This is a genomic window from Streptomyces canus, assembly GCF_041435015.1.
Classification (GTDB): Bacteria; Actinomycetota; Actinomycetes; order Streptomycetales; family Streptomycetaceae; genus Streptomyces; species Streptomyces canus_G.
Genome location: NZ_CP107989.1, coordinates 1,218,993 through 1,240,149, shown reverse-complemented (window position 1 = coordinate 1,240,149; position 21,157 = coordinate 1,218,993). Strand labels below are relative to the sequence as shown.

Below are 21,157 nucleotides of genomic sequence, written 5' to 3'. Positions count from 1 at the left end.
ATAGCTTGTTGCCGGAAGATTTCGAGGCTGCCCTAGGGTGGGCTCCGTCGAAAGGTGGGTTCACGCGTGGATGCAGCACCGGGCAGACAGCGGCCGACGATGGCCGATGTGGCCGACAAGGCAGGTGTGTCCCGGGCGCTGGTCTCGATCGTGTTCCGCAATCAGCCCGGCGCGAGCCAGGAGACCCGTGAGCGCGTGCTGAGGGTCGCCGACGAGATCGGCTACCGCCCGGACAGCGCGGCCCGGTTGCTGGCCCGGGGCCGCAGCCGCACGCTCGGCGTGATGTTCACCGTGCACCAGACCTTCCAGTCCGACCTGATCGAGGGCATCTACCCCGAGGCCGAGCGGCTCGGATACGACGTCCTGCTCTCGGCGGCGGTCCAGGGGCGCAGCGAGGCCAAGGCGGTCGAGGCGCTCCTCGGGCATCGCTGCGAGGCACTGATCCTGCTCGGCCCCGACGCGGACGCCGGCTATCTCGACGCGCTCGGTCAGCGGGCCGTGACCGTGTCCGTCAGCCGTCGCGTCCCGCGGGCCCGCGTGGACTTCGTGCACAGCGCCGAGAGCAAGGGCGTCCGGCAGGCCATGGACCACCTGGTCGAACTCGGCCACCGCAGGATCGTGCACATCGACGGTGGCCGGGGGCCCGGGTCCGCCGAACGGCGGCGCTCCTACCGGGCCGCGATGCGCCGGCACGGCCTCGAGTCGGAGATCCGGGTGATCCCCGGTGAGCACACCGAGCAGTCCGGTATCGAGACCGGCAGGCTGCTCCTGGCGGAGCGGGAGCGCGGGCTGCCGCTGCCGACGGCGGTGCTCGCGGGCAACGACCGGTGCGCGATGGGCCTGTTGATGCCGCTGGCCCGGGCCGGTGTCGAGGTTCCGCGGGACATGTCCGTCGTCGGCTACGACGACAGCCACCTCTCCCATCTCATGCCGATCGGCCTCACCACCGTGCGCCAGGACGCGGTGCTGATGGCCGAGCACGCGGTGCGGTTCGCCGTGGAGCGACTGGAGAATCCGCAACTGGAGCCGCGCGAGGCCGTGCTGGACCCGAAGCTCGTCGTGCGCGGCACCAGTGGGCCGCCGCCGCGGGAAGCGTCCTGAAGGTTCCGTCGCGGGCGACGGCCCCCGGGCAGGACGGCGTCGGCGCTCGAGACGGCCGCCGCCGCGGGACCGTGTCCGTCGGCCGGTTGCCCGGCTGCCGAGCCGGCTGCTCAGCCCTCGTACTCCCGCAGCTTGCGGTACAGCGTGGCCCGCCCGATGCCGAGTACCGCCGCGGCACGGGACTTGTTGCCGCCGTGGCGGTGCAGTGTCTCCAGGATCGTGGCACGTTCGGCGTGTTCCATAGGGCTCAGCGGACGGACGGCGGGGCCTTCCCGCACGGTGTCCGGCAGTTCGGCCCGGCGTACCGGCCCGGAGGTCCGTCGGTGTTCTGCCAATGCCTGGACGACATGGGCGAGTTCGGTGACGTTCCCGGGCCACGGGTGCTGTTCGAGCGCGCGCAGGGCGTCAAGGGTCCAGGTCAGCGGAGGACTTCCCGGCGCGGGGCGCGGTGTGAGGGCCGCCAGCAACTCACGGATGTCCTCGGTGCGTTCGCGCAGCGGTGGGAGGACGACCGTGCGGGCGGCCAGTTTGTCGAGGAGCCGTTGAAGGCAGGGGCCGGGCGGCGTGCCGGGGGTGTGGGTGACCAGCAGCCGGACGTCCGGGTGCGCGTCGAGCAGGGAGTTGAGCGTGGCCACGGCGGGCTGCGTCAGCCGCTCGGCGTGCCGGAGGACGAGGGGGCTAGCCGCGGCCCATTTCGTCAAGTCCCCTTCGAGCGCGCCGCCTTCGGCCGCGTCGACGGTCTCGACGTCGGCCTGCCCCAGCAACTCCCGGGCCAGCGCGGTCTTCCCCGTCCCCCGTTCACCGGTCAGCAGGACGGGCTCGGGGGAGCGGACCAGTTCGGCGGCGCGCTCCACGGCGTACCGCCATGGAAGGGAGGAGCCGGTCAGGCGGGGGAGCGGGTGTGGCCTCGGCCTCGGCGTGCCTTCGTCGTGCGGCTCCAGGACGGCCACGATCCCCATGACCACGCCCGCCTGCCGCACCAGGTCGATCCGAGCGCCGCACCCGGCCCCCTCGGGCAGCTCGGCGGTGGCCGGCTCGTCGGTGTGCCGTGCCGTCGTCGCCGTACGCTCAAGAACCCGAAGGACCTCCTCGGTCATCAGCCGCTCCGCCGCCGCGCTGATCAGGCGGTTGCGGCCGTCCAGTGCGACGACCGCGCGGTCCTCTCCCCGCGAGGCTCGCACGTAGGCGTCCAGAAGGACCTGTTCGGACCGTCCCGCGCGGGCGAGAAGTTCGGCCTCCACGGCGGCGGCAGCGGCCTCGGCGAGGGCCGCCTGTGGGTGCGGCGGGCATCCGCCGCACAGGTGGGAGGCGACGGTGAGGGTGCCGAGTGCCTGTCCGCTCTTCGGTGCGAGCACCGGGACGCTGACCGCCGACACGTCCTGCCACACGTCGAGGAAGTGCTCGGGCCCGTGCACCTCGGCCCGGCGCCGACTGCGCAGGGCGAGGGCCGCGCTGTTGTGGCCGACCTCCTGCTCCGACAGTCCCGGGTGCGGGGTGAGCTCGGGCGCGCTCCCGGACGTCCACAGCACGCGCAGGCGCGCGTCGGTGAGGAGCAGGACCGAGCCGCCGGTGCCCAGGGCGGGGGCGATCCGTTCGAGCACCGCACGGGCGGCGCCGAGGAGCGGCGACTCGACCGGCCGGGGCGGACGGGCGGCGGGCTCCTTCAGGTCGTGCGGTACGCCGAAGAACCGGGCCCGTCGCCACGCCGCCAGGACCTCCTCCGGCACACCGTCGGGCAGCGGGCGCCCGGACAGGAAGCGCTCGCGCGCCACTCGCAGTGGTGGGAGGGCGTGGACGGCGGGGGAGGGCTCTGTGGTGGTCACGACGGACCCACCGTAGCGGGTTCGGTTGAACGAGAAACGATTGCCCCGTGCGGATGCGGTGTCCGGCGGAACGGGTCCCCCACCGACCGCCCCCGCCCGGCAGCCGATGACTATGTATCGAATTGAGACACCCGCACACCGCCGTACCGCACCATGATCAAGACTGTCCGTCGTCCGTGAGCCCACGCCAGGAGCCCCCCGTGTCCCCCGTTGTCGAGACCGACGTCCTGATCGTGGGCAGCGGCCCGGCCGGTGCTTCGGCCGCGCTCGCCCTGAGCACCTACGGCGTATCCAACATCGTCGTCACCCGCTACGCGAGCCTCGCCGACACTCCTCGCGCACACATCACCAACCAGCGCACGATGGAGGTGCTGCGCGACCTCGGCGTGGAACAGGCGGTCATCGCGCAGGCGACCCCGCAGCATCTGATGGGCAACACCACCTTCTGTACGAGCCTCGCCGGCGAGGAGCTGGGCCGGGTGCGCTCGTGGGGCAACGACCCGCTCGTCCAGGCCGCCCATGAACTCGCCAGTCCCACCCGCATGTGCGACATGCCGCAGCACCTGATGGAGCCGGTCCTCGTCGACGCGGCCGTCGCCCGCGGCACCGGCCTGCGTTTCCGGACCGAGTACCTCTCCCACACCCAGGACGCCGACGGCGTGACGGTCACCGTGCGGGACCGGCTGCGCGGAGACTCGTACGAGATCCGCGCCAAGTACCTGATCGGTGCGGACGGCGGCCGCTCCAAGGTCGCCGAGGACGCCGGGCTGCCGATGGGCGGCCAGATGGGCGTGGCCGGCAGCATCAACATCGTCTTCGAGGCGGACCTGGCGAAGTACACCGGCCACCGTCCCTCCACCCTCTACTGGGTCCTCGCCCCCGGCGCCACCGTCGGCGGCATCGGCGCGGGCCTGGTGCGCTGTGTGCGGCCGTGGAACCAGTGGATGATCGTGTGGGGGTACGACGTCACGGCGGGCGCCCCCGACCTGACCACCGAGTACGCCGAGTCGGTCGTGCGCCAGCTGGTCGGCGACGACGAGATCCCCGTGACGATCAAGTCGTCCTCGGCCTGGACGGTCAACGAGATGTACGCCGAGACCTACTCCCACGGCCGCGTCTTCTGCGCCGGTGACGCCACCCACCGCCACCCGCCGTCCAACGGTCTCGGCTCCAACACCTCCATCCAGGACTCCTACAACCTCGCCTGGAAGCTCAAGCTGGTCCTCGACGGCACCGCCGCCCCGAAGCTCCTCGACACCTACACCGCCGAACGTGCCCCCGTCGGCAAGCAGGTCGTCACCCGCGCCAACCAGTCGATCGGCGAGACCGCCCCGATCTTCGAGGCCCTCGACGGACTCTCCCCGCAGACCCCCGAACAGCTGTGGGCCAACATCGCCGCCCGCAAGGACACCACCGAGGCCGCCGAGAAGCAGCGGGCCCGGCTCCGCGAGGCCATCGCCTTCAAGGTGTACGAGTTCAACGCGCACGGCGTCGACCTCAACCAGCGCTACGCCTCGGACGCCGTCGTCCCCGATGGCACCCCCGCGGAGACCTTCGCGCGCGATCCCGAACTCCACCACCAGCCCACCTCCCGCCCCGGCGCCCGCGTCCCGCACGCCTGGATCACCTCCGGCACCCGCACCCTCTCCACCCTCGACACCGTTGGAAAGGGGCGCTTCACCCTGCTGACCGGCATCGGCGGCGAGGGCTGGGTCCGGGCCGCCGCGGCACAGGGCATCGAGATCGCCACCGTGGTCGTCGGCCCCGGGCAGGAGTACGAGGACCCGTACGGCGACTGGGCGCACCTGAGCGAGATCTCCGACGCGGGCGCGCTGCTCGTACGGCCCGACGGGTTCATCGCCTTCCGGCACGCGACCGCCGCGCCGGACGCCGAAAAGCTCCTGACGGACGCGCTGCGGCAGATCCTCGGCCACGCCTGAGGCCGGGCCCGAACACACCGGGCGCGCCATCATGGAAGAAGCGACACGTCGACGAGGAGGAGCCGGGATGACCACCGACGCGATCGGAACCAGCGTCACCGAGGACGCCGTGGCCGGCCTCCACGCGACCGCCGATCCCCGCCTGCGCGAACTGCTCGCCGGTCTGATCGGCCACCTGCACGACTTCGTGCGCGAGAGCCGGCTCACCCAGGAGGAGTGGGAGAAGGCGATCGCCTTCCTGACGGCGACCGGGCAGAAGTGCACCGACACCCGGCAGGAGTTCATCCTGCTCTCGGACGTCCTCGGCGTCTCCATGCTCGTGGAGACACTCAACGGCGACCGCGTACAGGGCGCCACCGAGTCCACCGTGCTCGGCCCCTTCCACATGACCGAGTCGCCCGTGCGGGAACTCGGGGACGACATCGACCTGGTGGGCGGTGCCGAGCCCTGCGTGGTCAGCGGCCGGGTGCTGTCGGCGGACGGCACCCCGCTGCCCGGCGCCGTCCTCGACGTCTGGCAGGCCGACGACCAGGGCTTCTACGATGTCCAGCAGCCCGACGTACAGCCCGCGGGCAACGGACGCGGGCTGTTCACCGCCGATGCCGAGGGCCGCTTCTGGTTCCGCACCTGCGTCCCGGCGCCGTACCCGATCCCCACCGACGGCCCGGTCGGTGACCTGCTCGACGCGACCGGACGGCACCCGTACCGGCCCGCCCACATCCATTTCATCGTGGGAGCCGAAGGCCATACCCCCGTCACCACCCACATCTTCGTCGCGGGCAGCGAGTACCTGGACTCCGACGCCGTCTTCGCCGTGAAACAGAGCCTCGTGCAGGACTTCGCGACGACCGACGACCCGTCCCTGGCCGCCGAGTTCGGCATCCCGAACCCCTTCCGGCACGCCCGCTTCGACCTCGTACTGGAGCCGAACGCATGACGTTCTCGGCCGACTTCACCTACGAGAGCCGTCCCGTGCGGGTCGTGTTCCGGCCCGGCGCCGCCGTGACCGCGACTCCCGGCGAGGCCGAACACCTGGGCCTGCGCCGCCTGTTGGTGGTGTGCGGCAGCAGGGGCGAGGCCGTGGCGCGGGCGGTCGCGGACGCGCTCGGCGACGCGTGCGCGGGGCTGCACGCCGAGGCCCGCATGCATGTACCCGTCGAGGACGCCGACCGGGCCGTGGCGGTGGCCCGCGCGGCCGGGGCCGACGGGGTGGTCACGGTCGGCGGCGGCTCGTCCGTCGGCCTCGGCAAGGCGATCGCCCTGCGCACCGGACTGCCGCTGATCGCCGTGCCGTCGACCTACTCGGGCTCCGAGATGACCCCCGTGTGGGGCCTGACCGAGGCCGGGGTCAAGCGCACCGGCCGCGCCCCGAAGGTCCAGCCCCGCAGTGTCGTCTACGACCCCGAGCTGACCCTGCCCCTGCCGGTGCCGCTCACCGTGACCAGCGGCATCAACGCCCTCGCCCACGCGGTCGAGGCGCTCTACGCCCCGGACACCTCGCCGCTGATCGCGCTGATGGCCCAGGACGGCGTACGGGCGATGGCCGAGGCGCTGCCGCTGCTCGCCGCGCGGCCCGACGACCTGGACGCGCGCGGCCGGGCCCTGTACGGCGCGTGGCTGTGCGGGGCGTGTCTGGGCGCGACCACCATGGGGCTGCACCACAAGCTGTGCCACGTCCTGGGCGGCACCTTCGGCCTGCCGCACGCCGAAACACACACGGTCGTCCTGCCGTACGCGCTCGCGTACAACGCCCCCGCCGTTCCCGGTGCGTTGACCGTACTGGGACGGGCACTCGATGCCGACGACCCGGCACGAGCCCTGTGGGATCTGGCCGGGCGCCTGGGCGCGCCGCGCTCCCTCGCCGAACTCGGTCTCAAGGAGGCCGACGTGGCGGAGGCGGCCGCACAGGTGGCGGGGCAGCCGTACGCCAACCCGCGTCCTGTGACGTCGGAGGGTGTGCGGGAGGTACTCCAGGCGGCCTATGAGGGACGTCGACCATGAGTCCCGCAGCACGACAGCAAGTCCCCGAAGAAAGGTGAACATCATGGCCCTCGCACTGCTCCGGCGTCGGCGGTCCAAGGCTGCCCTTGCCGAGGCGGCGGGCCTCTCCGTCCCCCTCCCGGAAGGCGCGGGCGCCGTGGCACGTGAGGTCGTCGACCCGATGGGCTCGCCCATGGCGGGCGCGGACGTCACGGTCACCGCCCTGGACACCCACCGGGTCGCGGTCCGCGGGACGACCGACCCCTACGGTTACTTCCTCGCCGTTCTGCCGCCCGGCCGCTACAGCCTGATGGCCGCGGCCGAGGGGCTCCAGCCGCACCGCGAGACGGTCGACGTGGGGCCGTACGGGATGACGCCCACCGAGCGGGTCTGGCTCCAGCCCGCCCAGGCGCTGCAACTGCCCACGCCCGGCGTCTGGCTGTTCGATCCGCCGCACACCGCGATCCGCTTCATCGCCAAGCACGTCGGCATGGCCCACGTCCACGGCCGCTTCGAGCGTTTCGAGGGCGGCATCCAGGTCGCGCAGGACATGTCGCAGACCCGTGTCCAGGTCCGTATCGACGCCTCGAGCATCACCACCGGCAACACCACGCGCGACAACCATCTGCGGTCCGCCGACTTCCTCGACGTCGAACGCTTCCCCCACATCGACTTCGTCAGCACCCGCTTCGCCTATCGCGGCGGGAGCAAGTGGACCCTCCAGGGCAGCCTGACCATGCACGGCGTGAGCCGCTCGGTCGCCCTGGACACGACGTACCTCGGCACGGTGAACGGCGGTTACGGCGAGGAACTGCGCTGTGCGGCCCTGGCGACGGCGGAACTCCACCGCGAGGACTACACCTTGAACTGGCGGTCCATGCTGGCCCGGGGCATCGCGGTCGTCGGCCCCACGGTCCAGCTGGAACTGGACGTCCAGGCGATGTACCGCACCCACGACACGCCGACCCCGCCGGAGTAGGCGCGAGCGGACAGCCGGGGATTGTCGGACCCGGTCGGTACCGTCGGGCCCATGAGAGCCAACGGAACATTTAGCGTGAAGGCGTTCGTCCCGACCGAGCTGAAGCCCGAACCGCCGGTGGCCACCGGGCTTCCGGTCGGTGTCGCGACGATCGAGAAGCACTTCGAGGGCGAGATCGCCGGCCGCTCGGCGACCTTGTTCACCGCCGCGTACGACCAGCAGTCCGGCGTCGGCACCTACGTGGCCATGGAGTCCTTCGAGGGTTCGCTGCACGGCAGGTCGGGCGCCTTCAACTTCGTGCACTCGGCGACGACCTCCGGCAGCGACCGCACCGCGGAGTTCTTCACGATCGTCCCCTCCAGCGGCACCGGGGACCTGGCGGGGATCTCCGGCACCGGTGGCCTCGCGGTCGACGCCGACGGCACGCACCGGATCCGGTTGGACTACGAGCTCGGCTGACGTCCCGGTCCAACTCGCCGTCACCGGAGGGCAGATCGCAGGTCCTCCGGTCCGACAGCTTCACGTAAAGCTCACACAACCAAACCGAAACTTTAGGTTTCAAGCGTTACGCTCACCGGCATCCGAGTGCTCGGGGGAGCGGCTCGTCCGTCATGGCACTCCCTCCCCCCACGGTTTCAGGAGACTCGGCGTGAGTGACGGCGACGTAGTGGTGATCGGCGGCGGCTATGCGGGCGTCCGGCTGGCGAAACGGCTGGACGCGACGGCACGGGTCACGCTCGTGGACCGCAAGGAAGTCTTCTTCCACCGTATCTCCTCCCTCCGGGCGGGTGTGCGCAGGGAGTGGAGCGCCACCCCCTTCATCCCGTACGACCGGCTGCTGCGCCACGGCCAGGTGGTCGTGGGCAAGGTGGTGCGCATCGACACCGCCGAGCGGCACGTGGTGCTGGCCAACGGCACGCGGCTGCCCTACGACGTGGTGGTGATCGCCACCGGCGCCGACTACCCGGAGCCGGCCCGCTTCGCCGGGACCACCACCGAGGAGGCGATGAAGTCCTTCGCCGAGCACCAGCAGAAGATCTCCTTCGCCGAGCACGTCCTCGTCGTCGGCGGCGGGCCCTCCGGCGTCGAACTCAGCGCCGAGATCCGGCTGGCCCGGCCGGACGCCCGGGTCACGCTCGCGCACTCCGGTCCCGAGCTGCTCGGCAGCACGGGCAGCGAACGGGCCGGACGCAAGGCGCGCGAGTGGCTGGAGGCGCATGACGTGGAGGTACGACTCGACTCCTTCATGGCCCCGGGCAACGACTTCGCCACCTACCGCGACGCCCGCGGCGAGGTCATCACCGCAGACCTCTCCTTCTGGGCGACCGGCACCACCCCCAACACGCTCTGGCTGCGCCTGGGCGGACACGGCGACCTGTTGACCCCCTCAGGGCATGTGAAGGTCGACCGCTCGCTGCGGGCCGTGGGACACCTGGACGTCTTCGCGGTCGGTGACGTCAACGACGCCACCGAGCTCAAGATCACCCCGGCGGCGCTCGCCCAGGCCGACCTCGCCGCCTGGAACATCCGCGCCCACCTGAACAGTTCGGGCAAGCACCGCAAGGAGCCGCGCTTCTACCGGCCCATCCACCGCACCCCGCTGATCGTGCCCTTCGGCCCTGCCGACGGGGTGACCATGCTGCCCGTGCCGGGTGGCGAGACGGCGGTGCTCGGCAGCCGCACCAGCGCCGTCGCCAAGGCGAAGACCCTCATGACGCCCTACATGAGGCGCCAACTCGGCTACACGGCCGCCTGACCTGATCGGTGAAGGCGACCTCGGCGGTGGCGTGCCGGGGAGGCTCCAGCAAGACCGGGTCCGGCTGGAGCCGCAGTCGCCACTCTCACGCGTGCAGGACGTGCTGGGTGGGCCGGACCAGTCCCGACTCGTAGGCGAAGACCACCGCCTGGACCCGGCCGCGAGCGCCGATCTTGGTGAGGATGTTGCTGACGTGGGACTTCACGGTGGTCGGGGCGATGGAGAGCCGGTCGGCGATCTCGGCGTTGGAGTCGCCGGAGGCGACGGCGGTGAGGACGTCCCGCTCGCGTCCGGTGAGGGTGCCCAAGCGGTTGCCCGGTGCGTTGCTCCCGACGGCGCGCTGGTCGCGGACGGCGTCGATGAGGGCACGGGTCAGTCCGGGGGAGACGACCACGTCACCGGCGGCCACGACCCGCACGGCCGCGACCAGTTCGTCGGCGGTGGCGTCCTCGGGGAGGTGTCCGGCGGCTCCGGCGCGCAGGGCGCCGTAGGGGTAGGTGTCGTCGGCCGTGGTGAGGAGCAGGACGTGCGGGGCGTGCCCGTCCGGAGCGTGGGCGATACGGCGGACGGTCTCGACGGTGTCCGTGTCGGTGGCACGGCCCTCCAGCAGCACGACGTCAGGCCGGAGCAGGGCGCTCAGGCGGGCCGCCTCCGGCCCGTGCGCAGCCTCGCCGACCACGCTCAGGTCGGGCTGGGACTCGAGGAGCATTCGAAGGCCGACACGCTGAAGTGACTGGCCGGTGGCGATGAGGACGCTGGTCATGGCGTGCGTGCTCCATCCTCGTCCAGCGGACAACATGCTGAACGAAACGGTTTCGTTCTTGTGAGCTTCAGAGTAGCTCCGGAGTTATCGAAACGGGTGCGTATCGGTTGTGGGGTGGGTCACATTCCGGTTGTGTTTGGGTGCTCGGGGAGCCGTCGTCGCTGGTGAGGGCGAGAGCGGCCGGGAGGTGCCCGCGACCGCCGGGGGGCGTGGTCTCCGGCAGTCCGGTCTCACCGTCCCGCGGAATCGCGGTGACGATCATGGCGGCGGCCACCGCGGCGGTGGCGATCGGCACCGGCACGGTGCGGACGCGGGAGCGCGTGTCGCGCGCGGGGCGTTGTGCCGGCCCGGCCGTCCCGGGTGCCGAGGCGAGCGCGGCAGGGGGGCAACCCCGGCCGGACCGGCGGCGACCCAACAGTGAATCCCGGCCCCCACGAAGGGAGTTCACTTCATGCGCAGCCGCATCGCGCGTCTCGTCACCGTCCTCACCGCCCTGCTCGCGGTACTCATCGCCCCCGCCGTCACGGCGACCCCGGCACAGGCGGCGGACACCTGGAACCCGCCCGCAGCCCTCGTGCAACCGCTGGGCGAGGTGTGGAACCACGTCGAGTCGACCTACCCCGACCTCTACGGCTTCCGCAACTACGGCTGGGACCAGATCGTCGCCAACAAGGGAAGCGTCAACTACTGCGTCCGCTGGGAGTCCGACGCCCCCGTCAGCGCCGCCCTGCGGGACCAGGTCCACGCCGCGCTGAAGAAGCAGTTCGGCAAGTGGATGGCGGCCATGCTCGACAACGGCACCGGCACCAACGCCTGGCCGTACACCACCGTGCCCGTCAACATCGTCGGCTGGGCGGTGAAGAACCGCTCGACCCTCCAGTGGACGGACAACTCGGTCGACATCTATGCCGGAAACCTGGACTCCGACGGCGCCCCGCAGTGCGCCCCCGACTGCGGCCGCTTCTTCCACCAGGACGCCAACTACTCGAAGTGCCCCGGCGGTGCGGCCCGCCACTACGACCAGTCGCTCTGGCTCACCAAGGGCTTCCAGGGCGGCGCCGGCGGGGACTGGGGTCAGCGGGTCGGCCAGGAGTACTTCACCGGGGCCCTCGCCCAGGAGGACATCCACATCTATCTCCACGAGGTCGGCCACACCTTCGGTCTCGACGACTTCTACGACTGGACCCCGACCGGTCAGTGCTGCTTCCTGATGAAGGCGGGCAGCGCGATGAGGATCACCGACTTCGACCAGTGGATGCTGCGTGACTTCTGGCGCCACCTGAAGAGCCGGTACGGCTACTGAGCGGAGGGGATTGACGCGGCCCGGAGTGGCTGTCAGAGTTTTGACTACGTAGTCATCAAGTCTGGAGCGGATTGCACCGGACACGATGACTACGTAGTCCACGGCTCGACGGCACTACGGCGAGGAGCGCGCACATGGCGGCCACCGGACCCGGACGTCCGCGGCGGGGCCCCGGCATGACCGAGGTCGCGCGAGCCGCCGGTGTCTCGCAGAAGACCGTGTCGCGGGTCGTCAACGGCGAACCGCACGTCAGCCCGGAGGTACGCGACCGCGTGCTCCGGGCCGTACAGGAGCTGGGGTACCGCCCGAACAACGCGGCGCGCGCCCTGCTCCTCGGCCGCTACCGGCGGATCGGCGTCGTCTCGCTCGGCAGCGCGCTCTACGGCCCCTCCACCCTGCTCCTCGCCCTGGAACGAGCCATGCACCGGGCGGGCTACTCCTTCGCCCTGGCCGGAACCCTGGAAGGACAGCCGATCCAGGTCGCCGTGGAGGCACTGCTGGAACAGGGCGTGGACGGGATCGTCCTGTCCGAGCCGATCGACGACGGCGCCCCGCTGCGGCTCAGCGCGGACGTGCCGGTGGTCAGCCTCGGCCAAGGCGTCGAGGTCGGCCAGGGCAGGAGTGCCGTCGTCGGCGCCGACGGGCTCGTGGCCGCACGGACCGCCACCGAACACCTGCTGTCCCTGGGCCACCGTACGGTCTGGCACATCCCGGGACCGTACGACTGGTGGGCCGCGCGTGACCGCGTGGGCGGCTGGCGGGAGGCCCTCGCCGCCGCCGGTGCCCCCGAGCCCCCGCTGCCGGTCGAGGGCGACTGGAGCCCGGCCTCCGGGTACGCGGCCGGACGCCAGCTGGCGGGGCTCTCCGACGTCACCGCCGTGTTCGCCGCCAACGACGACATGGCGATCGGGGCGCTACGGGCGTTCGCCGAGGCGGGCCTGTCCGTCCCCGACGACGTCAGCGTCGTCGGCTTCGACGACATCCCCGCGGCCGCCTATCTCTCCCCGCCCCTGACCACCGTCCGCCAGGACTTCACCGCGGTCGCCGGCCGGGCCGTCGACGTGCTCATCGCCATGATCGAAGGCGGCCCGGCACCGGCCGAACGCACCGACATACCCGTCGAGTTGGCCGTACGGGCCTCCAGCGGACCGGTACGCGAACCCGCACCACCCCTGCGCTGAACCGTCGGCGCGACGGCCTGCGGCACACCATGCCGCAGGCCCGCTCCGCCCCGCCCGCGAGTGCCGCCCGGGACGGCCGCACCCGCGCTCCCCGTAGCCGCACCACGTGAGGAGTCACGTGTGTTCCCCGCATCCCCGACCCGCCGCACCCTGCTGCGTGGCGCCCTCGGCCTCGGCACCGCCGCCCTCACCGCCTGCGCAGACGGCAGCACCGCCGTCCGGACCTCCGGAGACGTGACCCTCTCCCTGTGGACCCACGACCCCGGATACGAGGACTTCTTCCGCAAGGGCATACCGGAGGCCGACCGGCTCACCGACTTCCGCTACCACCTCGACGTCACCCGAGCCGGACCCGGCGACCTGGTCACCAAGCTGCTCGCCCAGGCCGTCGCCGGACGCGGCACCCCCGACGCGATCGGCTTCGAGATCGGCAGCTTCCCGCGCATGCTGCGCGGTGACATCGCCCCGCGGCTGATGCACGATCTGACCCCCGACCTCGCCGCCGTCCCCGGCCTGAAGGACGATCTTCTCCCCGCCCGCCTCGCCCCCTACAGCAAGGACGGCAGGCTCTACGCCCCGTCTGGCAGTTCCTGCAGAGCTACAACAGCTTCCTGTGGCCGCTGGTGCTGGTCTCCGACAGTTCCCTGTACACCCTGCCGCTCGGCCTGCAGACCCTGTTCGTGTCCGAGCAACGGCAGTACGACCTCGTGCTCGCCGGAGCCGTCATCGCCGTGGTGCCCGCGGTCGCTCTGTTCGTGGTCCTGCGCAAGCAGCTCCTCGAAGGCCTGTCCACGGGCGCCGTCAAAGGCTGACCCGTCAACCACCGTATTGGAGAGAGATGTTCGAGCTTCCGCCCCGCGTTCTGTTCGGCGCCGCCTACTACCATGAGTACCAGCCGTACGAACGCTTGAAGGACGACCTCGACCTGATGGCCGAGGCACGCTTCACGGTGATCCGGGTCGGCGAGTCCGTGTGGTCCACCTGGGAACCGGAGAACGGCCGCTTCGACCTCGACTGGCTCCAGCCCGTCCTGGACGGCGCCCACGAACGGGGCATCTCGGTGATCCTCGGGACACCGACCTACGCCGTACCGCCGTGGCTGGCCCGCCAGTACCCGGAGATCGCGGGGGAGTCACGCACGGGTGAGCGCATCGGCTGGGGTGCCCGGCAGGAGGTCGACTTCACCCACCCGGCGTTCCGCTTCCACGCCGAACGGATCGTCCGGAAGATCGTCGCCCGGTACGCCGGCCACCCCGCCGTGATCGGCTACCAGGTCGACAACGAACCCGGCCCCCATCTCCTGCACAACCACGGCGTGTTCCAGCGCTTCACCGACGAACTCCGCGCTCAGTACGGCGATGTGGAGACCCTGAACCGAGAATGGGGCCTGGTCTACTGGTCGCACCGGCTCTCCACCTGGGCCGACCTGTGGACCCCCGACGGCAACGCCCAGCCCCAGTACGACCTGGCGTGGCGGCGCTTCCAGGCCCGGCTCGTCACCGAGTTCATCGCCTGGCAGGCGGACATCGTCCGCGAGTACGCCCGCCCCGGCCAGTTCGTCACCACCTGCATCTCCTACGACCGCCAGGGCGTCGAGGACGACAAGCTCACCGAACGGCTCGACGTCACCGCGGGCAACCCGTACTACACGATGCAGGACGCCCTCGAACTGCCCGACCGGGGCGGCGACGGGCAGGACTGGACGACCAACGGGACCTGGGCGCTGTACCGCAGCGCCGACCGCATGTACTCCTCCCGCCAGGAGCCGTTCCTGGTCACCGAGACCAACGCCCAGGCCATCAGCTTCCCGTGGAACAACCGCCCCGCCTACGACGGCCAATGGCGCCAGGCCGCCTGGGCGTTGATCTCCCGCGGTGCCTCGATGATCGAGTACTGGCACTGGCACACCCTGCACTTCGGCACCGAGACCTACTGGGGCGGCATCCTCCCGCACAACGGCCGCCCCGGCCGCGTCTACCGGGAACTCGCCGCACTGGGAGCGGAGTTGGAGAAGGCGGGCGACCTCACGGCAGCCCTCATCCCGGACGCCGACGTCGCCTTCCTGTACGACGGCCCCAGCAAGTGGGCGCTCCAGGCGCAGCCGCCCCTCGCCCTGGCGGACGGGGGCGCGAACGGGCGGTCGTACGAGACGGTCTTCGACGCCTTCTACCGGGGCGCCTTCGACGCGGGGCTCCAGACCCGCATCCTCCACCCCGGGCAGCTCTCGGCGGCCGCCCTGCCCGAGGTCCTCGTCGCCCCCGCCTTCTACGCCGCCGACGACGAGACCCTCGACCGCCTCAAGGCCTACGCCGAGGCGGGCGGGCACCTGATCGTGGGTCCCCGCACCGGGTACGGCGACACCGAGGCGAGGGCCCGCACCGAGGCGCAGCCCGGAAGGCTGGCGGAGGCGGCCGGGGTGACGTACGACGAGTTCAGCAACCTGGGCGCCCCGCTGCCGGTCACCGGCACGGAAAGTCTCACCCTCCCGCCCGAAGCCTGCGCCCTGCACTGGGCCGACGGTCTCCAGCCGCAGGGAGCCGAGGAGCTGGCGACCTACGAGCACCCCCACTTCGGGCGCTGGCCGGCGGCCACGACACACCGTCATGGCGCGGGCCGGATCACCTACGTGGGTACGGTTCCCGACCCCGCCTTCGCCCGGGCCGTGTTCGAGTGGGCGGCCCCGGCCTCCTGGCGCCCGGCCCATCCGAGCGTCACCGCCACCTCGGCCACCGCCCGCGACGGCCGCCGGGTCCGCTTCCTGCACAACTGGTCGTGGGAGGCGGTGTCGGTCGCCGTGCCGATGTCCTTGCGGGACGCTCTGACGGACGAGGTGTACTCGGAGGCCGTCCCTCTGGGACCCTGGGACGTGAAGATCGTCACGGAGGACGAGACGAAGGAGTAGCTCAGCTAGCTTCTCTCGACCAGGCTCTGCGTGCCGAGCACCGAGATCAGCCGCAGTTTCTCGGCGGCCTCGGTGCCCGGCTCGGCCGAGTACACGAGGATGTGCAGGTCGTTCTCCTCCACCCGGAGCAGGTCGCAGTCGAGTGTGAGCGTGCCGACCTGCGGATGCTCGATCGTCTTGTGCGAGCCGGCGAGACGGCCCACCACCCCCGCGTCCCACAGTTCGGCGAACCGCTCGCTCCGGGTGCGCAACTCCGCTATGAGGGACTGGAGTTGGCGGTCGGCTGGATAGCGGGCGGCGGTCGCGCGCAGTTCGGCGACCATGCCCGCCTCGAAGTCACGCCGTTCCTCCGGCGTGTGCCGCACCCGGGTGGGCATGCCCGTGAAGTTGCGCCACACACCGTTGCGTTCGAAGCCACGCAGGACCGACGGATCGCCCATCAGAGCCGCGTACATCGGGTTGGCCAGCAACAGCGTCATGGCCGCGTCGGAGACCGCGACGGCGGTGTCGACCAGCCGGCCCAGCAGCCGCTGCACGCTGGGCGTGATGAACCCGGGCACGACATCCGGCCCCGGCGGCACCAGTGCCGCGAGGCCGAAGAGGTACGTCCGCTCGTCCCCCGAGAGCCGCAGTGCCCGGGCCAACGCCTCGACGACCTGCACGGACGGGTTGACGGCCCGGCCCTGCTCGAGACGGGTCACATAGTCGACCGAGATGCCGGCCAGCAGGGCCAGCTCCTCGCGCCGCAGCCCGGCGGCCCGCCGATGACCGCCGGAGGGCAGCCCGGCCGCGTCCGGGGGAACCCGGTCGCGCCAGCGCCGCAGTGCCTGTCCCAGTTCTGTCACCGCCATGCTCCTCAGTGAACACCGTCGGCCGCGGATGTGCCTGGTACCGCGAGTCCCAGGAAGAAGGGTCTTCTGGCTGACCGGGCCTCGGCGCCGCAAGCTGGACGGCATGACGACAACACTCATCACCGGAGCGAACAAGGGCCTCGGCTTCGAGACCGCCCGCCGGCTCATCGCCGCAGGCCACACCGTCTACGTCGGCGCCCGTGACGCCGAGCGCGGCCGCCGCGCCGCCGACGAGCTCGGCGCGCGGTTCGTCCAGCTCGACGTCACCGACGACGCCTCCGTCGAGGCCGCGGCCAAGACCCTGGACGCCGCGGGCGGCCTCGACGTCCTGATCAACAACGCCGGTATCGAGACCCGCACCGAGGACAACAGCGTGCCGGTCGCGGCGACCGTGACCGCCGACCAGATGCGCACCACCTTCGAGACGAACGTCTTCGGTGTCGTCCGCGTCCTGCACGCCTTCCTTCCGCTGCTCCAGCGCTCGGCCGCGCCCGTCGTGGTCAACGTCAGCAGCGGCCTGGCCTCGTTGACTCATCTCTCCGACCCGGACCACCCCGCGCACTTCTACCCGGGCATCGCCTACCCGACGTCCAAGACCGCGGTCAACATGCTCACCGTCCAGTACGCGAAGGCGTTCCCGGCCATGCGGATCAACTCCGTGGAGCCCGGATTCACCAAGACCGACCTGAACGGCAACACGGGCACGCAGACCGTGGCCGAGGGCGCCGAGATCATCGTCCGCATGGCGCAGGTCGGTCCCGACGGCCCGACCGGCGGCTACTTCGACGCCGAGGGGCCGCTGCCCTGGTGACCCACAGGTGACCCGGGCACGCTCCAACAGGCTCAGCCCTTGCGGGTGTTGATCTCCTGGGTGAGGGCGGGGACGACGTCGAAGAGGTCGCCGACGACGCCGTAGTCGACGAGGTCGAAGATCGGGGCCTCGGCGTCCTTGTTGACCGCCACGATGGTCTTGGAGGTCTGCATGCCGGCCCGGTGCTGGATCGCGCCGGAGATGCCGTTGGCGATGTACAGCTGCGGCGAGACACTCTTGCCGGTCTGGCCGACCTGGTTGGTGTGCGGGTACCAGCCCGCGTCCACCGCGGCGCGGGAGGCGCCGACGGCCGCGCCGAGGGAGTCGGCGAGCGCTTCGATGATGGCGAAGTTCTCGGAGCCGTTGACGCCGCGGCCGCCGGAGACCACGATCGCGGCCTCGGTCAGCTCCGGGCGCCCGGTCGACTCGCGCGGGGTCCGGCCGGTGACCTTGGTGCCGGTGGCCTGCGCGGAGAAGGCCACACTCAGCTCCGAGACGGCGGGGGTGGCCGGGGCGGCCTCGACGGCGGCGGAGTTGGGCTTGACGGTGATGACCGGGGTGCCCTGGGAGACGCGGGACTTGGTGGTGAAGGAGGCGGCGAACACCGACTGGGTGGCCACCGGGCCGGTGTCGCCGGCTTCCAGGTCGACGGCGTCGGTGATGATGCCGGAGCCGATGCGCAGCGCGAGCCGGGCGGCGATCTCCTTGCCCTCGGCGGAGGACGGCACCAGCACGGCGGCCGGGGACACGGCCTCGACGGCGGCCTGCAGGGCGTCGACCTTGGGCACGACCAGGTAGTCGGCGTACTCGGAGGCGTCGTGGGTCAGGACCTTGACGGCGCCGTGCGCGCCCAGCACGGCGGCGGTGTCGGCGGCACCGGCACCCAGCGCGACGGCGACCGGCTCGCCGATACGGCGGGCCAGGGTCAGCAGCTCCAGGGTGGGCTTGCGGACGGCACCGTCCACGTGATCGACATAGACGAGAACTTCAGCCATGGGACAGCAACTCCTACCGGATCAGATGAACTTCTGGCTCGCGAGGAACTCGGCGAGCTGCTTGCCGCCCTCGCCCTCGTCCTTGACGATCGTGCCCGCGGTACGGGCCGGGCGCTCCGCGGCGGAGTCGACCGTGGTGTAGGAACCCTCCAGGCCGACCTGCCCGGCCTCCAGGTCCAGGTCCGACAGGTCCCACGCCTCAACCGGCTTCTTCTTCGCCGCCATGATGCCCTTGAAGGAGGGGTAACGCGCCTCGCCCGACTGGTCGGTCACCGACACCACGGCCGGGAGGGAGGCCTCCAGCTGCTCGGTGGCGGAGTCGCCGTCGCGGCGGCCCTTCACGATCCCGCCCTCGACCGTCACCTCGGACAGCAGGGTCACCTGCGGCACACCCAGACGCTCGGCCAGCAGCGCCGGGACCACGCCCATCGTGCCGTCGGTGGAGGCCATACCGGAGATCACCAGGTCGTAACCGGCCTTCTCGACGGCCTTGGCCAGCACCAGCGAGGTACCGAGGGCGTCGGTGCCGTGCAGGTCGTCGTCCTCGACGTGGACGGCCTTGTCGGCGCCCATCGACAGCGCCTTGCGCAGCGCGTCCTTGGCGTCCTCCGGGCCGACGGTGACCACAGTGACGTCCGCATCGTCCGCTGCTTCGGCGATCTGCAGCGCCTGCTCGACCGCGTACTCATCGAGCTCGGAGAGCAGACCGTCCACGTCGTCCCGGTCGACGGTCAGGTCATCGGCGAAGTGCCGGTCGCCGGTGGCGTCGGGCACGTACTTCACAGTGACAACGATCCTCAAGCTCAAGGTCTTCTCCTGATTCTTGCGGGTGGGGAAGCATCAGCGTCCGCTGCGCCGCAGCCGTACGCGATACGAGTAGTGCTCGGGCAGGAAGTGGCTGACGGCCAGTTCCACGAGCCGTCCGGCCGCCGACTGGTAGACCCGGTCGATGCGCAGCAGCGCGCGGCCCGGTTCGCACCCGAGGTGTCCGGCGATCCCGGCGTCGGCCGCCGCGACCGTGATGCTCTGCTCGGCCTCGGCGATCGGCTCGGGCAGCCGCTCGTCGAGCAGTCCGATGACGGTGGTGGCTCCGGCGGTGCCGGGCTCGGCCAGTGCCGCGACCGATTCCAGCAGTCGGCCGACCTCCGGCGGCAGGAACACCGAGGTGTGGCAGAACGCGGTGTCCTCGTGCAGCCGTAGGAAAGCGAGCTTGTGCACCCGGTCGCTGTGCAGGCCCAGCCGTCCGGCCGCGTCGACGTCGACCCGTCGGCGCAGGGGGGTGACGACCTGCATGCGGGTGTCGAGGGACAGACCCATCAGGTCGTCCACCGAGCCGAACTGACGCAGGTACTGCTCCTCGCGGGGGGTGGCGAAGGTGCCCCGGCCCGGCACCCGGTGCACCAGCCCTTCGGCGACGAGGTCCTGGAACGCCCGCCGTACGGTCTGGCGGCTGATCCTGAACCGGTCGGCCAGCTCGGCCTCGGTCGGCAGCCGTACCCCTTCCGGGAAGTCCTGGCGCAGGATCGCCGCCCGCAACTCCCGTGCCAGCCGCAGATAGATGCTGTCGCGCTGGGTCTGCTCAGCCATCCAGACCACCCCGCGCCACCAACTGGGCTGCGATCACGTTGCGTTGGATCTCGTTGGTGCCCTCGCCGACGATCATCAGCGGGGCGTCCCGGAAGTACCGTTCGACGTCGAACTCGGTCGAGTATCCGTAACCGCCGTGAATGCGGACGGCGTTGAGCGCGAGCTCCATCGCGGTCTCGGACGCGAACAGCTTGGCCATGCCGGCCTCCATGTCGACCCGGCGTCCGGCGTCGGCCTCCCGGGCCGCGTACAGCACGAGTTGGCGGGCGGCCGTCAGCTTGGTCGCCATGTCGGCGAGGTAGGTGCCGATCGCCTGGTGGCGCCAGATCGGCTTGCCGAAGCTCTCGCGCTCCTGGGCGTAGCGGAGCGAGTCCTCCAGCGCGGCCCGCCCCACACCCAGGGCACGGGCGGCGACTTGGAGCCGTCCGGTCTCCAGCCCCTTCATCATCTGGGCGAAGCCTTGCCCCCTCCGAACCGCCCAACAGGGCTTCGACGGGCGCGCGGTAGCCCTCGAAGCTCAACTCGCAGCTCTCCACGCCCTTGTAGCCGAGCTTGGGCAGGTCACGGGAGACGACGAGGCCGGGACCGTGTTCGGCGAGCAGCACGGAGATGCCCGTGTGGCGCGGTGCGGCGGTCGGGTCGGTCTTGCAGAGGAGGGCGATCAGCCCGGAGCGGCGGGAGTTGGTGATCCAGGTCTTCGCCCCGTCGACGACGTACTCGTCGCCCTCGCGGCGGGCGACGGTGGTGATCGACTGGAGATCGCTGCCGCCACTCGGCTCGGTCAGCGCCATGGTGGCGCGGAGTTCTCCGGTGGCCATCCGCGGCAGACAGCGCCTCTTCTGCTCCTCGGTCCCGAAGAGGAGGAGCAGCTTGGCGACGACGGTGTGTCCGCCCATTGCCCCGGCCAGGCTCATCCAGCCGCGCGCGAGCTCCTCGGTGACCAGGACGAAGCAGGGCGTGGAGACCGGGGTGCCGCCGTACTCCTCGGGGATCGCCAGGCCGTAGACGCCGAGTTCCTTCATCCTCTCGATGAGGTGCTCGGGGTAGGTGTCGCTGTGCTCCAGCTCCCGGACCACGGGCCGGACGTCCTTGTCGACGAACTCGCGCACGGTCCGTACGACGAGACGCTCGTCGTCGGAGAGGATGTCCAGAACGCTCATCGCACGTGTCTCCTCCGGTCCAGGG

General features: G+C 71.3%; 18 protein-coding genes and 1 pseudogene. 12 read left to right on the top strand and 7 right to left on the bottom strand.

Annotation, left to right across the window (positions count from 1 at the left end; translation table 11 throughout):
* Positions 1 to 99: 99 nt before the first annotated feature.
* Complete coding sequence (locus OG841_RS05840) at positions 100 to 1,101, top strand: LacI family DNA-binding transcriptional regulator (RefSeq protein WP_328643730.1); 1,002 nt, start codon at positions 100 to 102, stop codon at positions 1,099 to 1,101.
* A gap of 110 nt (positions 1,102 to 1,211) precedes the next feature.
* Here OG841_RS05840 and OG841_RS05835 read toward each other — a convergent pair whose 3' ends face one another.
* A complete protein-coding gene (locus OG841_RS05835) occupies positions 1,212 to 2,924 on the bottom strand; it encodes a helix-turn-helix domain-containing protein (protein WP_328642453.1) in 1,713 nt (570 codons plus the stop codon).
* Positions 2,925 to 3,124: 200 nt separating this feature from the next.
* Here OG841_RS05835 and OG841_RS05830 point away from each other — a divergent pair, with 200 nt between their 5' ends.
* From OG841_RS05830 to OG841_RS05805, 6 genes are all read left to right on the top strand, one after another.
* Positions 3,125 to 4,864: an FAD-dependent oxidoreductase gene (locus tag OG841_RS05830; protein WP_371563860.1), complete on the top strand. Its 1,740-nt coding sequence runs from the start codon at positions 3,125 to 3,127 to the stop codon at positions 4,862 to 4,864.
* Between the two features lie 67 nt (positions 4,865 to 4,931).
* Positions 4,932 to 5,801 (top strand): intradiol ring-cleavage dioxygenase, encoded by an 870-nt coding sequence (locus OG841_RS05825; protein WP_328642455.1) that lies wholly within the window; start codon positions 4,932 to 4,934, stop codon positions 5,799 to 5,801.
* Complete coding sequence (locus OG841_RS05820) at positions 5,798 to 6,865, top strand: maleylacetate reductase (RefSeq protein WP_371563858.1); 1,068 nt, start codon at positions 5,798 to 5,800, stop codon at positions 6,863 to 6,865. Before OG841_RS05825 ends, OG841_RS05820 begins: the two co-directional genes overlap by 4 nt.
* Before the next feature lie 43 nt (positions 6,866 to 6,908).
* Positions 6,909 to 7,823 (top strand): YceI family protein, encoded by a 915-nt coding sequence (locus OG841_RS05815; RefSeq protein WP_266556340.1) that lies wholly within the window; start codon positions 6,909 to 6,911, stop codon positions 7,821 to 7,823.
* 51 nt (positions 7,824 to 7,874) lie between these two features.
* Entirely contained in the window at positions 7,875 to 8,282 is a 408-nt protein-coding gene (locus OG841_RS05810) for a DUF3224 domain-containing protein (RefSeq protein ID WP_371563855.1), read from the top strand.
* A 190-nt stretch (positions 8,283 to 8,472) separates the two neighbouring features.
* Positions 8,473 to 9,579 carry an NAD(P)/FAD-dependent oxidoreductase gene (locus OG841_RS05805; protein WP_328642458.1) on the top strand — a complete coding sequence of 369 codons (1,107 nt, stop codon included), beginning with the start codon at positions 8,473 to 8,475 and terminating at the stop codon, positions 9,577 to 9,579.
* Positions 9,580 to 9,664: 85 nt separating this feature from the next.
* Here the strand turns inward: OG841_RS05805 and OG841_RS05800 are convergent, their stop codons facing one another.
* The gene (locus OG841_RS05800) at positions 9,665 to 10,342 is read right to left on the bottom strand and encodes a response regulator transcription factor (protein WP_328642459.1); all 678 of its coding nucleotides are present in this window, start codon (positions 10,340 to 10,342) and stop codon (positions 9,665 to 9,667) included.
* Between the two features lie 451 nt (positions 10,343 to 10,793).
* Here OG841_RS05800 and OG841_RS05795 point away from each other — a divergent pair, with 451 nt between their 5' ends.
* The 4 genes from OG841_RS05795 to OG841_RS05780 all read left to right on the top strand — a co-directional run bounded on the left by OG841_RS05795 (position 10,794) and on the right by OG841_RS05780 (position 15,728).
* The gene (locus OG841_RS05795; protein ID WP_328642460.1) at positions 10,794 to 11,645 is read left to right on the top strand and encodes a hypothetical protein; all 852 of its coding nucleotides are present in this window, start codon (positions 10,794 to 10,796) and stop codon (positions 11,643 to 11,645) included.
* A 134-nt stretch (positions 11,646 to 11,779) separates the two neighbouring features.
* Entirely contained in the window at positions 11,780 to 12,826 is a 1,047-nt protein-coding gene (locus OG841_RS05790; RefSeq protein ID WP_328642461.1) for a LacI family DNA-binding transcriptional regulator, read from the top strand.
* A gap of 623 nt (positions 12,827 to 13,449) precedes the next feature.
* Entirely contained in the window at positions 13,450 to 13,638 is a 189-nt protein-coding gene (locus OG841_RS05785; RefSeq protein ID WP_328642462.1) for a hypothetical protein, read from the top strand.
* Between the two features lie 26 nt (positions 13,639 to 13,664).
* Positions 13,665 to 15,728, top strand: coding sequence for a beta-galactosidase (locus OG841_RS05780; RefSeq protein ID WP_328642463.1), 2,064 nt, complete (start codon positions 13,665 to 13,667; stop codon positions 15,726 to 15,728).
* A 5-nt stretch (positions 15,729 to 15,733) separates the two neighbouring features.
* Here the strand turns inward: OG841_RS05780 and OG841_RS05775 are convergent, their stop codons facing one another.
* Positions 15,734 to 16,579, bottom strand: a complete 846-nt coding sequence (locus OG841_RS05775) for a helix-turn-helix transcriptional regulator (protein ID WP_328642464.1) — start codon at positions 16,577 to 16,579, stop codon at positions 15,734 to 15,736.
* Between the two features lie 103 nt (positions 16,580 to 16,682).
* On the opposite strand from OG841_RS05775, the gene OG841_RS05770 reads away from it, so the two are divergent.
* Positions 16,683 to 17,390: an SDR family oxidoreductase gene (locus OG841_RS05770; RefSeq protein ID WP_328642465.1), complete on the top strand. Its 708-nt coding sequence runs from the start codon at positions 16,683 to 16,685 to the stop codon at positions 17,388 to 17,390.
* 32 nt (positions 17,391 to 17,422) lie between these two features.
* Here OG841_RS05770 and OG841_RS05765 read toward each other — a convergent pair whose 3' ends face one another.
* The 4 genes and pseudogenes from OG841_RS05765 to OG841_RS05750 form a co-directional block, all read right to left on the bottom strand.
* Complete coding sequence (locus OG841_RS05765) at positions 17,423 to 18,385, bottom strand: electron transfer flavoprotein subunit alpha/FixB family protein (protein ID WP_371563849.1); 963 nt, start codon at positions 18,383 to 18,385, stop codon at positions 17,423 to 17,425.
* A gap of 21 nt (positions 18,386 to 18,406) precedes the next feature.
* A complete protein-coding gene (locus OG841_RS05760) occupies positions 18,407 to 19,192 on the bottom strand; it encodes an electron transfer flavoprotein subunit beta/FixA family protein (RefSeq protein ID WP_328642466.1) in 786 nt (261 codons plus the stop codon).
* Positions 19,193 to 19,225: 33 nt separating this feature from the next.
* Complete coding sequence (locus OG841_RS05755; protein WP_371563847.1) at positions 19,226 to 19,972, bottom strand: GntR family transcriptional regulator; 747 nt, start codon at positions 19,970 to 19,972, stop codon at positions 19,226 to 19,228.
* A pseudogene (locus OG841_RS05750) lies at positions 19,965 to 21,132 on the bottom strand (acyl-CoA dehydrogenase family protein). The gene OG841_RS05755 and the pseudogene OG841_RS05750 overlap by 8 nt, the downstream one beginning before the upstream one ends.
* Positions 21,133 to 21,157 lie beyond the last annotated feature (25 nt).